The sequence below is a fragment of the Prevotella sp. HCN-7019 genome (genome assembly GCF_037890215.1).
Lineage (GTDB): Bacteria > Bacteroidota > Bacteroidia > Bacteroidales > Bacteroidaceae > Prevotella.
In genome coordinates, this window is the sequence record NZ_JBBKBO010000004.1 from 31,753 (window position 1) to 46,718 (window position 14,966).

At 44.5% G+C, this 14,966-nt stretch carries 16 protein-coding genes and 1 pseudogene; 4 read left to right on the forward strand and 13 right to left on the reverse strand.

Translation table 11 applies throughout. From position 1 onward, the window contains the following. Positions 1–30 precede the first annotated feature (30 nt). Positions 31–1,311: a site-specific integrase gene (locus WKT13_RS07205; RefSeq protein ID WP_005795594.1), complete on the reverse strand. Its 1,281-nt coding sequence runs from the start codon at positions 1,309–1,311 to the stop codon at positions 31–33. Between the two features lie 444 nt (positions 1,312–1,755). Here WKT13_RS07205 and WKT13_RS07210 point away from each other — a divergent pair, with 444 nt between their 5' ends. The 4 genes and pseudogenes from WKT13_RS07210 to WKT13_RS07225 all read left to right on the forward strand — a co-directional run. Continuing rightward, positions 1,756–2,991, forward strand: a complete 1,236-nt coding sequence (locus WKT13_RS07210; RefSeq protein WP_340323385.1) for a site-specific integrase — start codon at positions 1,756–1,758, stop codon at positions 2,989–2,991. A gap of 82 nt (positions 2,992–3,073) precedes the next feature. After that, positions 3,074–3,595, forward strand: a complete 522-nt coding sequence (locus WKT13_RS07215) for an ORF6N domain-containing protein (protein WP_340323386.1) — start codon at positions 3,074–3,076, stop codon at positions 3,593–3,595. 640 nt (positions 3,596–4,235) lie between these two features. Beyond that, positions 4,236–4,769, forward strand: coding sequence for an antirestriction protein ArdA (locus WKT13_RS07220; protein WP_340323387.1), 534 nt, complete (start codon positions 4,236–4,238; stop codon positions 4,767–4,769). Between the two features lie 193 nt (positions 4,770–4,962). Then, positions 4,963–5,282, forward strand: a pseudogene (locus WKT13_RS07225) (DUF6956 domain-containing protein); the annotation flags it as partial. 40 nt (positions 5,283–5,322) lie between these two features. Here WKT13_RS07225 and WKT13_RS07230 read toward each other — a convergent pair. The 12 genes from WKT13_RS07230 to WKT13_RS07285 all read right to left on the reverse strand — a co-directional run bounded on the left by WKT13_RS07230 (position 5,323) and on the right by WKT13_RS07285 (position 14,955). Further along, positions 5,323–6,408, reverse strand: coding sequence for a putative phage abortive infection protein (locus WKT13_RS07230; RefSeq protein WP_340323388.1), 1,086 nt, complete (start codon positions 6,406–6,408; stop codon positions 5,323–5,325). A gap of 158 nt (positions 6,409–6,566) precedes the next feature. After that, on the reverse strand, positions 6,567–7,733 hold the full coding sequence (locus WKT13_RS07235) for a hypothetical protein (protein WP_340323389.1): 1,167 nt from the start codon (positions 7,731–7,733) through the stop codon (positions 6,567–6,569). Between the two features lie 13 nt (positions 7,734–7,746). Further along, entirely contained in the window at positions 7,747–8,652 is a 906-nt protein-coding gene (locus WKT13_RS07240) for a hypothetical protein (RefSeq protein ID WP_340323390.1), read from the reverse strand. Between the two features lie 94 nt (positions 8,653–8,746). Beyond that, a complete protein-coding gene (locus WKT13_RS07245) occupies positions 8,747–9,190 on the reverse strand; it encodes a DUF3872 domain-containing protein (protein WP_340323391.1) in 444 nt (147 codons plus the stop codon). A gap of 13 nt (positions 9,191–9,203) precedes the next feature. Then, positions 9,204–9,785 (reverse strand): conjugal transfer protein TraO, encoded by a 582-nt coding sequence (locus tag WKT13_RS07250; protein WP_340323392.1) that lies wholly within the window; start codon positions 9,783–9,785, stop codon positions 9,204–9,206. A 3-nt stretch (positions 9,786–9,788) separates the two neighbouring features. After that, the gene (gene traN / locus WKT13_RS07255) at positions 9,789–10,724 is read right to left on the reverse strand and encodes a conjugative transposon protein TraN (RefSeq protein ID WP_340323393.1); all 936 of its coding nucleotides are present in this window, start codon (positions 10,722–10,724) and stop codon (positions 9,789–9,791) included. A gap of 34 nt (positions 10,725–10,758) precedes the next feature. Further along, complete coding sequence (traM, locus tag WKT13_RS07260) at positions 10,759–12,054, reverse strand: conjugative transposon protein TraM (protein ID WP_340323394.1); 1,296 nt, start codon at positions 12,052–12,054, stop codon at positions 10,759–10,761. Beyond that, on the reverse strand, positions 12,032–12,319 hold the full coding sequence (locus tag WKT13_RS07265; protein WP_117709841.1) for a TraL conjugative transposon family protein: 288 nt from the start codon (positions 12,317–12,319) through the stop codon (positions 12,032–12,034). Before WKT13_RS07265 ends, traM begins: the two co-directional genes overlap by 23 nt. Positions 12,320–12,323: 4 nt before the next feature. After that, positions 12,324–12,947, reverse strand: a complete 624-nt coding sequence (gene traK, locus WKT13_RS07270) for a conjugative transposon protein TraK (RefSeq protein ID WP_068856486.1) — start codon at positions 12,945–12,947, stop codon at positions 12,324–12,326. 20 nt (positions 12,948–12,967) lie between these two features. Continuing rightward, positions 12,968–13,960 (reverse strand): conjugative transposon protein TraJ, encoded by a 993-nt coding sequence (gene traJ / locus WKT13_RS07275; protein WP_106390565.1) that lies wholly within the window; start codon positions 13,958–13,960, stop codon positions 12,968–12,970. A gap of 18 nt (positions 13,961–13,978) precedes the next feature. Further along, complete coding sequence (locus WKT13_RS07280) at positions 13,979–14,605, reverse strand: DUF4141 domain-containing protein (protein ID WP_068856518.1); 627 nt, start codon at positions 14,603–14,605, stop codon at positions 13,979–13,981. After that, a complete protein-coding gene (locus WKT13_RS07285) occupies positions 14,605–14,955 on the reverse strand; it encodes a DUF3876 domain-containing protein (RefSeq protein ID WP_340323395.1) in 351 nt (116 codons plus the stop codon). The genes WKT13_RS07280 and WKT13_RS07285 overlap by 1 nt, the downstream gene beginning before the upstream one ends. Positions 14,956–14,966 lie beyond the last annotated feature (11 nt).

Genomic DNA, 14,966 nt, shown 5'->3' on the forward strand with positions numbered 1-14,966 from the left:
ATGGATAATCTGTGAAACAGACTGATACTTTTATAGTTGGTTAAACTTGTTCATTGCATTAGCCTTAATATCATCGGCTATGTCAATGTAGGGCTTCATGGCTTTATAATCACTGTGTCCTGTCCATTTCATTACAACCTGTGCCGGAATACCTAGAGCCAGCGCATTACAGATGAATGTTCTTCTTCCTGCATGAGTACTGAGCAATGCGTATTTCGGGGTAACTTCATCTATGCGCTCATTCCCTTTATAGTAGGTTTCACGTATAGGTTCGTTAATTTCTGCCAGTTCTCCCAGTTCTTTCAGATAATCATTCATTTTCTGATTGCTGATAACAGGCAATACCATGTGGTTTTCAAAATGGATGTCCTTGTATTTTTCAAGTATGGCTTTACTGTACTTGTTCAGTTCAATACTCAGACTATCTGCCGTTTTAACGGTGGTGACTTCTATATGGTCGGACTTGACATCACTTCTCTTTAGGTTGCGAACATCTGAATAACGCAGACTGGTAAAGCAACAGAACAGGAAAACATCCCGGACACGTTCCAGATACTGTTTGTCTTTGGGTATCTGATAGTCTTTAAGTCTGTTCAGTTCTTCCCATGTCAGGAAGATTACCTTCTTGGGGGTGGTTTTCAATTTCGGTTTGAACGTATCGTATGCTATATTCTGGTGATAGTCTTTCTTGAAGCTCCACCGCAGGAACCATTTGAGGAATCCCATTTGTTTACCGATGGTACTGTTCCTCATATCCTTTTTGTCGCGCAGGAAATTGACATATTCGTTCAGTCCGAATTCATTGAAATATTCAAAGGTTAAATCTTCCTTGAACTCCTTGAGGTGATTTTTAACGGCTGCAAACTTTTCGTATGTGGATTCAGTCCAGTTATTCTGGTTGCCGCATTCTTTTACAAATTCATCGAATACCTCCCAAAAACTTATCTTTACGTCTTCCTGGTCTTCACTTGTATCTTTCATCCGCAGGTTGAATGCGTCCTTTAGCTGTTGGGTAGTGGGCATGGCTTCCTGTACCTCAAATTCCTTGAACACGTTTTGAATTTCGGTATAGTATTTCAGCAGATCGGCATTGATTTCAGATGCACTTTGCTTTAGTTTGTTGGTACACCCGTTCTTCACTCGCTGCTTGTCAGCATCCCACTTGGCTACATCAATGCGGTAACCCGTTGTAAACTCAATGCGCTGACTTGCGTATATGACACGCATACGGATAGGCACGTTCTCCACGATTGGCACACCGTTCTTCTTCCGGCTTTCCAATGCAAAAATGATGTTTCGTTTGATATTCATAATTGGGTGTGTTTGAAATTCTACACCCAAATATACACCCAATATTTGGAATAGCAAAAGATATTCAGAAAGATTTAGATTTACTATGTACTCCAAATAGTGCTTGATTATTAATGATTTGCAATTTTATGATATTTCTTGAATATGTAGGTTCGAGAGCCTCTCTCTCCGCTGAACGTTACGGACAAAACCGGACAACGAACAGACAAGTCCCACAAATTCAATGATTTGTGGGACTTTTTTTATCCCCTTGTGTCTGCCTTAAAGTACATTTTTTCGCCCCTAAAAGACGAGGTTTCTAACCTAACTCGTACCCCCGACAAACAAAATCAAAAAGGGGGTACAGATAGTCGGAAATTGGCGAACTTCTGTCGGTGTTTGGCGAGCCTGCATAAAACTCATTTTTAAGCATTTACAGTATTTTTGTAACTAAAAAGTGAGTATATGAAATCGACATTCAACATTTGTTTTTACGCAAAGAAAGACAAGCAGAAAGCGGGCGGTGCGTACCCCCTTTTCGCCCGTATCACAGTGGACGGTGTGGCAAGCCGTTTTAATACTAAATTGGACGTGCTGCCTGAAATGTGGGACGGTAAGGCTGGCAAGGCTATCGGACGCACGGCGGAAGCCGGACGTATCAACCGTATGTTAAGCGATATAAACGCATCGCTGAACACCATCTACCACGAAATGCAGCGGCGTGATAATTACGTTACTGCCGAGAAAGTGAAAAACGAGTTTTTGGGACACAGCGAGAACCACGAAACCATCCTTACCTTGTTCCAAAAGCACAATGAGGACGTGAAACAGCTTGTTGGCATATCCAAGACGATAGCGACCTACCGCAAGTATGAGGTTACACGCCGTCACCTTGCGGAGTTCATACAGAGTAAATATAACCTTTCTGATATTTCCATCCGGGAAATAACCCCGATGTTCATTACCGATTTCGAGTTGTATTTGCGTACAGCCTGCAAGTGCGGTTACAACACCACCGCCAAGTTCATGCAGTTTTTCAAGCGCATCATCATCATAGCCCGAAACAATGGCATACTGGACAAAGATCCGTTCGCCAGCTATAAAATCCGGTTGGAAAAAGTGGACAGGGGCTATTTGACGGAAGACGAGATAAAAATCATCCTTAAAAAGAAAATGGCTTCCGAGCGTTTGGAACACGTCAGGGACTTATTCATCTTTTCCTGTTTCTGCGGTCTGGCTTACAGTGATGTCGCCAACCTGCGGCAAGAGAATATCCGAAAGTCATTTGACGGTAATCTGTGGATAATGACGAAGCGGCAAAAGACCAACACGGACGTGAATGTTCCCCTGTTGGATATTCCCAAAATGATATTGAAGAAATACAAAGGCAAGCTGCCGAACGGAAAGATATTACCTATAATCAGCAACCAAAAGCTGAATGCCTACCTGAAAGAGATTGCCGATGTGTGCGGGATTAAAAAGAACCTCACATTCCATCTTGCCCGGCACACGTTCGCCACGACCACCACGCTGGCAAAGGGTGTGCCCATTGAAACCGTCAGCAAGATGCTGGGACATACTAACATTGAAACAACACAAATTTACGCCCGCATCACTAACAACAAGATTAGCAGCGATATGCAGGGGCTTGACAAGAAATTTGTCGGTATCGAAAAGATTTATAAGGAAGTCGCCATGTAATTTTGATTATAGGGAACAGGTCGTAAATTGCGACCTGTCCTTGCCGCATTATTCCAAACTTAATCTCTATAAATATACAATTATGGACTTGCAGATTATCCAAAACAAGATTTTTGAAGTCAGAGGCTACCGCGTGATGCTTGACTTGCATTTAGCGGAACTCTATCAGGTGGAAACACGAGCTTTGAAGCAGGCGGTCAAACGTAACATAGACCGTTTTCCCAGTGATTTCATGTTTGAGTTGAGCAAAGACGAGTGGTCAGGACTTATCACAAATTGTGATAAGTTCCCCGACAACATTCGTCATACGCCTACCCCGCCAATGGCTTTTACCGAACAGGGCGTTGCCATGCTTTCTTCGGTTCTCCGCTCCAAGGTAGCCATAGAGGTAAACATTTCCATCATGCGGGCTTTTGTCCTTATGCGTCAGATGGTAATTGGTTATGAAGAACTGCTAAAACGCATTGAGGAACTGGAAGTAAGTACCGATGCCCAGTTCAACGAATTGTATCAAGCCCTTACACAACTTCTGAGCCAGTCGCAGCAGCAGAGAGAACGCCGTCCGATTGGTTTTGCTACCTATGATCGTTCAGGAAACAAATAGGTAACGATTTTGAAAATAAGAAGTGCTATAACTATCTATATTCCAATAATATATTTTTTTATCTTGCGGGTGGTCCACAGACTACCCGTATTTTTTATATCCTTTTCCAAAGCCACATTCCCCGAAACGCCAGCGGTGCATGGCATCGCAGACTGTTTTTCGTGAAAAGAGCCTTTGGAAACCCGCACAAGAGTATCGGAAGGTGAACTCCCGACACACTTGTTTTTCCCACCCGCATAGGCAATTCCCTAATGGACTGAATGGGGAATAAGAACTTTTCCCCTGTTTTCCAACCTGTAAATCTTCCTCATTAAGCAGTCCTCCAGCCGGGAGATCGTTTTTATCATTTCAATAGGCAAAGGTAGTTACGTGTTCTTCACGGGTTTGCAAGGTCAAGCCTTTTCAGGTTTGGCGAAAAAATCTTCCCTGCGACATTCGTTGCGAGGTATTTTTTCCACAAAACCTTGCAAACTCTAAACACTTCCCTTTTAAGCCTATGTGAAACGAAAACGACCGACCCGACCGGAAGACGCATAAAAAAAAAGTCGGATTTACGGGAAACAGGAAAAAAGTTCAGTGAAACTTCAACTCCCTCACCTCTTAAATCCGCATAAAATTAAAAACTTAAAAATTACAGGATATGGAAGCAGCAACATTATCGGAAGCAAGAGTTTATGTAGGCACTTATGGCAAGTACAACAACGGTTCATTGTTCGGGGCATGGCTTGACCTATCGGACTATTCGGACAAGGAAGATTTTTACGAAGCCTGCCGGGAGCTTCACAAGGACGAGGAAGATGCGGAGTATATGTTTCAGGACTGGGAGAACGTACCGGAAAACCTAATCGGCGAAAGCTGGATTTCCGAGAACTTCTTCACCTTGCGGGATGCGGTGGAAAAGTTGGGCGTCACCGAACAGGAAGCCTTTTTCGTATGGTGCAACTACAAAAGCCATGATTTGAGCGAGGAAGATGCGGACGACCTTGTACGGGACTTTCAGGACGAATATCAGGGACAATATGACGATGAAGAAGATTTCGCCTACCAAATCGTGGAAGAATGTTACGACCTGCCGGAGTTCGCAAAAACCTATTTCGACTACAAACAGTTTGCCCGTGATTTGTTCATGTGCGACTACTGGTTTGATGACGGGTTTGTATTCCGGGCGGCTTAAACGACCATTCGGGCGGGGTTAAAAGCCCTGCCCGAATAAACAGAGAAACGATGAAACGGAAAAGCATTTATAAAATCATCCTGCGGGTGTTATTGTTCTGCCTTGTGTGGCGGCTCGCCTGCACAGCCGGAGCAATCACGGCGGTAACGGCATATCTTGTATTTCGTGCCGCCTGTTTCCTACTCCGAGTCTGGAGTTCGGCACGCTACACCATTTGCAACTATTGGAGGACAAACCGGACTTTCAGATAATGACGGTAGTTTTCGGCGAACAATCAGCCGGATAGACCGCAGTGTTTTTGAAGATGTGGAAACGTGGGGTACTTGTTCCCTGCAAGGCTGGGTAAACAGTTACGAGAGTGTCCGGTGTGTAGCCATAAACTACCATACGGCGGTCATAACGGGAGAAATCCAGTTGATAGAGAATGGCAAACAGCCACCGTTACTTTCTTCCATGAGCCTGCCAGCGGGTGAAGAAAGTAACAAAGAAGCCTTATTTATGTCCTATAAGTAAATGTTCAACCGTACCGTTTAATTGCTTATGACACTAATGATTATTGTAAATACTTTGTATAAAAATCACGCCATTCTCTAACTTTGCTTTTTCCTTTTTCAATATCTTTTTTATTATAAAATGCCGAAATATAATATTTTTCTTTATCTGTTTCATCATCTGTAACCCAAAATTCATAATCAGTTCCTGAATAACCCTTGCCCCATAACCATTCCTGATTAAATCCTTTAATTGTAATAATATCAAGATTTTCTTTGCTTAGAGAAAGTAAATCTTCTCTGATATTTTTTAGAAGGGAATATCTTTCTATTAACTTTTTGAACTTTTGTTTTCCTACTGAAGATATTCCATTGTAATATAACCATATTAATTCATGTCGAGATAAAGTAGCTCTAACCATTGTTGTATATTTATATTTTTCATCAAATGATAAAAAATCCGCATTGTCAACGAATTTAACAATGGTATATAAATGCCTAAAATAATGGTCAAAATATGTTGGTGTGTAACTATCATCGTAAGAACTTAAGCCATTAAAGTACAAATATTGCCTCATACCTTCAGCTTTTTGAGTATGCCCATCAGCTAATTTGAAATAGTGAGGACGTTCTACAAATGAGTAAAAAAATAATTCCCTACCTTTTATTACTTTATCTACAATAACTTCTTTTGCAATTCTTCCTAATGATGGGTCTGGGGCGTCTTCTATAACTTTTTCTTTGCCAATATCAGTAAAAGACAAATCATTAACAATTTGCTGCTGTAAACTCAACATGTTAAAAAATGTATTTTCAAAGCGTTGTAATTTTAGAGTTTCGTTTTGGGTAGAAAATTCATTTCGTTGAAGGCCTAAATCTTTTCGCTGTAATCTTAGTTCATTTCGTTGAATAAAAATAGCTACAATAACACCCGCAAAAGCAAAGGCTGAGATCAATGCATTTACCGCACCAAAACTATCACCAAATAATGCTTGTGGATTATCGTTTTCTGAAACAATAAAATATTTTTCAGCATACCAATGAGATAAAAGCATTCCACCTATCCATAATAATAAACAAACAATAATTGCAATACAGATTATCAAACCTGTATAATCTTTTTCGTCATTTTTATTTTTTTTACTCATAAAATAATATATTTTATTCCAACATTTTAGCAAATGTAAAAATACAACATAAGTATTTTTTCACCATGAATTAGCGTCCTATAGGTATTTCTGAGAAAAATAAGATTGAAAAGTTATACTTATAAAAAGGAATTCTTATATTACAAAAAGAAATTAAATTACAACCAGTTCTCATCTGTCTTCTTTATCCTGAATTGTTTTGTAAAATCAAAAATAAATTCATTATTTGTGATTTCAAGCCACTTATTGATTGACTTTATTAATAAAAATAATATATCACAATATTTATCTAGAGACTTGTCATTTATTGCAAAATAATTAGTCAATACAGGTACATAACCAATTGGAAAATCACCAAAATTTCTAACAATTCCTTTTTCATCATCAAGTTTCTCCATTAATATATATCTTTCAGGTAAATTATTTGATGCTATTTCTGAACCCTTAACAACAATAAATCTATCATCTTTCTCTTCAGATTTAATAAACAGTTTGGAAAAATAATTTCTCTTAAACTTGTCATATTCGGCAAACCATTCATAAATATCAATAAGTGAATTCAAAACTTCTCTATTATAATACGGTGAACTTAGAGCCTTATTAATATGGTCATATATCTTGTTTTCATACTCATTAAATAGTTTCAGCAAGTAAAACCCCAATATCCTTTTATCTTTCAACTCTTTGTATAAATCATTTTGAGACATATTCAAGAAGCCTCGTATAGCCGCAAATAAATCTTGTTTTGAATTATCATTGATTATTAACAATAAGTGAGATAATAACCCCAATATTTCATTATCAATGTCTTTTTTAAGAAAATCCAATATTTTATTAGTAAGATTTCCCTTTTTATTCATTTCACATATAGCAGATTCTATTTTACGTGACAACTCATCTTTTCCATTTTTACTTGTATAATTTAATATTCTTCTATTTCTTAAATCAAATGGCAAATCATTATAATTTCCAAAATCTGTATTATATACGCATATAATTTTTTCCCATCCTATTGATCTAGCTGCATAGCCTAATTCTACTAGCACATTAGGATTCGGTGTTTTTCTTAATCCGTCATAGTCTTTATTTATGATTGAAATATCCGCAATAAAAATACTACTATTTCCGATTTTACTAAAAATAGATTCTGCAATATCAGGAGATCCAGCCAAATTTCTTGTTGCTTTATCAAGTTTTATATCTAATGAAATAGGCTTTTGTTGACGTAACCTTTTTAATGCATCTTTAATTGATGTTTCAATAAAGTTCAAATTCTGATTTTTAGGCAAATCAGATTGCCAAGAGTAGAAAATTTTTAACTCCATTTTTATTTCCTAATTATAAATTTTCATAGTAGGCGACAAGTCCTTTACAAAATTCTTTCCCCGAAACATCTCCAAATTTACCTAATTTCTTTTTTAACGCTATTGCTCTTATACTTGGATGTACCTGCATGTTCATTTCATTATAAATACGATGATAAAATGAAACAGCCTGAAACTCACCAATGTGATTTTTCAGAAGATATTCATCTATATCTTTAGCTGTACTCCAAATAACATGTTGATATTTTTTTAGTGCTGTATCACTTAAGTTCTCCATTTTTAATATATCTTTTACTTCGTGATTACGAGAATCATTTATATCTCGACCAAAAGCATGTCCAATATTATTTCGTAATATACGGATCTTTTCAAGATTCCCTCTTTGTGCATCTAATACTGAAGGAGTGTTCCCAAAAATCTTTTTAAAAGCACTTATTCGAGCATTCCAATCTCCTTTTGTAATAGAAGTAATAACATCTTCAATAAAAATATTCTTTCTTCCTCCATTTTTTAAGATTTCTATGCCATCGATTGATTTTGAAGATTGAAACAATACACCCGGATCTGATTCTAATGCCAATGTTATCACCGTAGATAAGTAAGTTTCAAAATTGGCTGAAATAGCCATTAAACTATTTAAATTATTCCATTTATGAAATTGATTATAGGAATCCGACCATTCTTTTAAGTTTTTGAAAACTTCTTCACCTGCAGGAACGTCAAATTTTAAATGAGCAGATGCTTTATCCATCCATTTTGCTTTATTATTACCTAGTATCTTATAAACAAATAAACGGGCCGCTTTATCAGCCCAAATCATATTATTAAGCTCATCATTGTATTTATTAAAAACTTGAAATGCCCATGTAGATTTCATTTCAGTTTTCCATCGATTAAACTGTTTTAAACTTTTACTCATATTCAAAACTATTTTGATTGGCAAAGTTAGTTATAAAAAAACACTCAACATTTTGTATTTGAGTGTTTCTTAACATATTCATTTTTCTAAAATGCTATTTTTTATCCTCGTTACTGTCATTATTGAATGAGAACGAAACCTGCTGCATCTGCCCGAAGTTGTCGATGATATAGATGTCAATCGTCTGCTGGTCGGTCGATGCCGATGTGTAGTAGAGCCGGAACGTTTCTTTCTCCAGCGGGTACAGGTCATTGGGCAGGAACACCGTACCGTTATCCATTTCCAGCTTTCCTTTGCCGTCAGGCTGGAAATAGCGTATCTGGTAGGTCGTAGGCTGGTAGTCGTCGCCACGCACCAGTTGGCAGCGTATTTCGGCTGTTTCGCCCACTTTCAGTTTCTTGGGTACGGGCAGCGTTTCCACCGTGAACGGGTAAGCCTGCTGAATGTCCAAACCGTCATTACAGGCGGTTACAAGCACGAGGGCGGCCACGATGTAGCAGCCCACGATGATTTTATACATTACATTCTTCATATACATTATTATATAGCGGTCAGTTGATAATGAATTTCAGTCCCATGCCTACCTGCGTGTGGAACTTGCCGATGTCCGAGCCGAACAGCATACGTTCCCTCGCATTGACGAGCAGCACCACCCGGTCGGTCAGGTAGGTTTCCAGTTCCAGCGTGAGCGCACCGCCGTAGATGAAACAGTCCTTGTCCAGCAGCGTAGCCCCGTCCGGCAACAGCTTGTCGCCCCGGTTGCTGGTTTCATACCCGGCGAGAGCCGACAGCCCCAGCGAGAGGAAAAAGGTCTTTCGCCTGTCCGAAAGGAATTTCAGGTAATAGCCGCCCTCCGCCGTGAACTGTTCTACCGGAATGCGTATATCCTTGTAGTCATACTTCTTATGCAGGTATTCCCCGCCAATCACCCAGCGGTTGGCGTTCTTGGTATAGACGCTGTATGCCGCCCCGAAATGGCAGGCAAAATCCGTGTCGGAGTTCCAATGTACCCCGTCCGCCATGCCCGCCGTTACCTGCAAGGCTTTCATGCCCGGAAGGTATCTTTGCGCGTGTGCCTGGTTCAAATGCAGGCACAGCGCAAAGAGTGTCATTATAAAGATGTGTTTCTTCATTCCCTACTTTATTTTCAGTTCGTTTATCACTTCGGCGTTCACGATGTCGGCATTCTCCACCCGTATGGTCTGATGCCGACCGCCGTTCTTCTCGTATAGTTCCACCAGCAGCAGCTTGTCGTCCGGGATGGTGAACTTCTGCAGGGCGTACACCGTCCGGACAGTGCTTTTCCCGGCAATCTCTATCACCTCGTTGTAGCTGCGTACCGCATCCAGTACCGTTTCCTGAATAGCCGTACGTTTGGGCACTTTCTTATCGACAATCTTAAACTTGATGAAGTCCGTGTCGAAAGGCACGTTGGAACTGTTCTTCGTCTGCGTATGCACGTAAAGCATCCCGTTATAGGTGTAAATCCCCTTGATTAAGAACTGTATGCCGAAACGCTTGCTGCCCAAGTGTCGCACTTTACGGTCATTGTTCTTGTAGATGCTCTGCATTATCAGTTTTACCAGCAGCGGGCTTTCATTTCCCAGTTCCCGGAAATAGATGTTCATGCGGGTATGCGAAAAGTCGGACGTATCTTCATTTTCCAAGAAGTCCTTCATTTCGATGTTGAGCATTTCCAGCTCACGGGCATACTTGGCGTTGAATGAATAGAAGCTGCCGTCCTCGCAGATGACGGAGAAGTTCGTTTCTCCCGGAAAGCCCTCTGTCGTGGCTTTCACCCTGATTACGTTTTCCGCACCGTCAGCCTTGCCCGCTATGATGTGGTTGCTTCCCAAATCTACATAGCGGACGGCGGAGGGGAAAATGATATGCACCGTTTTGGCGAAAGTCACTTCCACGCCGTAGGGCGTTACCATTTGTCGGTAAGGCAGCTTTCGGGTGATACCCCGGTACAAGTCGTTGCCTGCCGCATACTTCACCGTGTCGGTTTCCTGTGCGTTTGCCGCACACACGCCCAGCAGGAGGGCGCACATTACAAAAATCTGTTTCATCGTTAATTGGAAATTTTAGTGGTTTGTCAAATGATTATTGCTGTTTGGCGTAAAGCATCACCCTGTACCCGGCTTTCAGCTTCACTTTCACGGTTCGGAACTTCTTGGCAAGGTAGCCGGACGCACCCTGCATCAGCCCCCTTGTAACGTCCATCGCCACCTGTTGCCCGGCGTTCTGCGTAAAGGAAATGCTTGTACCCAGCCCGCTGCCGATATTCGCCATCGCCTCGTTGAACGCTTCCTGCTCCATCGAGGACGGGACGGAAAGCCCCTTTTGCCCGTCCGTGTCGAACACGGCGAGTTCCACCGGGATGATGTTTCCCGCATACTCTATCGAGGATACCAGTATGTCGAGACGTTCGCCCTGTACCTTTGCCGTACCCGCCACAAGGGTATTCTTCGGGATGACGATGCTGCCCGCCTGCATGGGTTCAAGCAGACGGAGTTTTACCGCCTGCCCGTCCGTCAGCGTCTGGTCTTGATGGATGCAGGCGGCTATCGTGTTCCTGCCCATTGCGTAGCCCGTTCCTACCGCCGTGTTGAAGCCGTAGTTGCGTGGCTGGCTGTAAGCACGGATAAAATCGGCATCGCTCATGGGCTGTTGCAGCCCTGAAACGGCGTTGTCCCGTACTGCCTGCACGGACACCGCTTCCGGCTTCTTTTCGATGCCGCCCACGGCTGGCACTTGTGCCGCCTGCCTGTCGCCGCCTGCATATTTGGCGGCAAGCTCGTATGACTTTTCCAAGAGAGCCATCTGTTCGTCAGCGGTGGGCGTGGCTTCCCGCTGACGTTCCAGCTTTTCGGTCAGTTCCGCCACCTGCCGTTTCAAGTCCTCTTTTTCCCTGTCCTCCGGGGGCGTTTCATAGAACGTGCTCAACTGGCGGTTGATGTCCCGGTAGGCGGTCGCCGAGGAAGAAGCGCCGCCGCCCCGCACGGGCTTCGGATCTTCTTCCGGCATCAGTCCGGCTTCCGCCTGCGGTTCTTCCGTTTCATCGTCCCCTATGAAACCGAAGTCCTGAAGGGATTGTATCCTGTCCTGCCGTTTCCGGCTCATCATCGCCTGCTCGTAGGCGGTCTGCTTGTCCGCTATAATCCCGTCCTCTGCGGGCAGCGGGATGTCGGCATTGAAACCGCCCACGCTTTCCGTTTCCGCTTTCTCCTTGCCGGAGGGGGCGAATATCAGGTACATGCACCCTGCAAAGGCGAGGAACATCAGCGGGAAGACTATCATTTTCCTGCGCCGCTGCACCTCTTTCGGGGAAAGTTCCCGTTTGGGCTTCTTCTCCTTTTCGGGCTGTCTGCCCGGTTCATTTTTCTGTACTTCTTCCATATTCAGGTCTGTTTGTTAAATTGATACTGTCGTTACCATGTAGCGGGAACTGCCGGATGTGTTCGATTTGCAGCCTTTGCCCGTCCCGTTTCCCGATGTTGTAAATGGACGAAACGGTGATATAGAGGGACAAGCCGCCGAACAGGGCGGACATCACGAGGATGACCGCCAGCCGCTTGCCCGGCGTGATACGCCCGCACAGGCGGCGCAGGCGTTCATCCGCCCAGTCCCGCACCGTTTCAATGTAATTTCGCTTCCTCTCCATAAGGCTATCGTTTAATGGTTTGCAAATCCCTGTTTTCGTCAATCGTGAACGCTTCCATGATGAAGCCGTGCGGGTTGTTGTCGCTCCGTGTGGCGTTCAGGAGCCTGCACGTGGTGACAAGGCTTCTGACCGTCAGGCTGCTTTCCCGGACAATAAGCTGCCGGGCATAGGTTCTCACCTTGTAGGGGTACTGGTTGAAGTCACATTTCACGCTGTCAATCTCCACCGTCTGGTTGATGTTGCCAGAAATGATACGGTTGTAGTAGCCCTTTTCCGACAAGTCCTTGTAGTAGTTGAACGCACTCCTGTCGGCGAGGAACAGGGAGCGTTTGATGTTTCCCTCGATGGCGTCCTTGTCGGGCGAGAGTGTGAAAAAGAGTTCGTGGAAACGCTTCACGTGCGATTTCGCTTCAATCGGTCTGTTCTGCGCCATGTCCTGCGAGAGAGCCAGCATCAGGCTCTTGCCGTTGTCGAGGACGTATATCTTCTGCCGCTGCTTTTCGGCGAAGCTGTACGAGTTCCACACGGCAAAGCCCGTGACCAGTGCGCACAGGCAGATGAATACCAGCGCAAAGAGCCGGATTTGCCGGAAGCTCGTTTCGATGTTCGTCAATGACTTGAATTCCATATTCTAAAAATTGAAGTTGGTTATTTGAGAAGTTTTCCTGCAATCTTTCCGGTTGCCGCACCTGCCGCCGCACCCGTGAGTGCGCCCGCACGTGTCAGGTTGCGGTTGTATGCGGTTGTACCCCCGGCTGACACAATCCAGCCTGCCACTGTCGGAACGGTGAAGTAGCCCACGATGCCGATAATCATAAAGATTACATACACGGTACTGCTCCCGTCCGGTATGAAGTTCGGGTCGGAAAGCTGCTCGATGTCCTTCTGGAGCATCAGTGTCTGTATGCGTGCCAGCACGCTGCTGAACAAGTCCGACACGGGAAGCCACAGGTAAATCGAGATATAGCGTGAAATCCACTGGGTCAGCGTGCTTTGGAAACCGTCATAGACGGAAAGGGCGAACGCCAGCGGACCCAGTATCGAGAGCACTATCAGGAAGAACGTGCGCAGCGTGTCGATAATCAGCCCCGCCGCCTGAAAGAGTATTTCCAGCAGTTCCCTGAACCAGTCCCGGACGGATTTCTTGATGTTGTATGCCGCCCTGTCCATGTACATGCCCGTCATGGTAACCATGTCGGAGGGCGACCAGCCCAGTTCCTCCAGTTGCCTGTCAAATTCCTCGTCCGAAGCGAGGTATGCCGTTTCCGGGCTTCGCATCAGGGCTTCGTACTCCAGCCTGTCTTTCTGTGCCCGGTACTCGTTCATGTCGAAGGTCTGCGTTTCCATAAGCTGGCTGCATCCTTTCACAATCGGCGACAGCACCGTGTTGATAGTCCCCAGCACGAACGTGGGGAAGAACATGATGCACAGCCCCAGCGCAAATGGGCGTAGAAGCGGGTACACGTCTATGGCTTCCGCCCGTGCGAGCGACTGCCATACCTTGGCGGCTACATAGAACAGCGCACCCAGCCCGGCTATCCCTTTGGCTACCCCCGTCATGTTGCCGCACAGGGGCATCATTTCGTCATACAGCACCCGCAGCACTTGGTGCAGGTTGTCAAAATCCACTGCTAACAACATAGGCATGTCCGTTTGATGTTACCAGTAGCGTTCATCCGCCGAGCCGTAGAGAGCCAGCACCCGGTCAGTGTCGTTCTTTTTCTTTGCCCGCAGGTAGGACACGGAAATGTTCTTGCGGGTGTAGTAGTTCACGAGATTGCGGTAGTTCATCAGGCTTCGGTAGGCATTGTCGATGATTGCCAGCCGTTCGGCATCCGTCAGCGACATGCCCGTGATGTTCACGACATTTTTCAAGTCCTGAAGCACGTCCGAACTCTCGTCCAGCAGCATGGCATAACCGGAGGATATGGTCGCCAGCTCGTCCGCCGTGAAATACGGGTCGGCGAGCATGATTTGGTAGTTCCTGACGTAGATTTCGGAGATTTCCGCCACCAGTTCGATGCTTTTCTTCACCTTGATACCGCCCTTGACGACATCATGCACGGATTTGAGCGCATCGTAATAGGCTTTCCCCTGCTGGAAAATCTTCTGCGTTTCCAGAAAGCCGTTCAGGGTGTTGGCTTTCGTTCCCGCCGTTTCCACAATCTGTTTGGCGGTGTTGATGATGCCCTGAGCCAAGTTGCCGGGGTCTGACACCACCCACTGGGCGGATGCCCTGCCCATGAAGCACAGGCATACCGCCATAAGAAGAATCGTTCTTTTCATCATTTTTTGTTTTTAGGATTTGTAACACGCCTGTATTCACCGCCGGGCAGGAGCGTTATCCGGTCGTTCCTTTTGTCGTAGGTGAACTGTATGCCGAAGCCTGTTTCAATGAACAGGCAGCCGTTCCGCTCTGTCACCGGATAAGTCGTTTCCAGTACCCTGCCCCTGACATTCGCTTTACGGGTGACGGTGTATCTGCCGTCCGTTTCCGTGAGTGTGAAAGCCGGGTGTCCCCTGACGTGTACCCAGTCGCCCCGCATCCTTTCCAGTTCCTTGCTTTCACTGTCCTTGCAGCCAGCCAGCAGGCAGGCGGACAGCAGCGTGTAAATCAGGTTGTCCATTAATTTCATATCGTTTATTT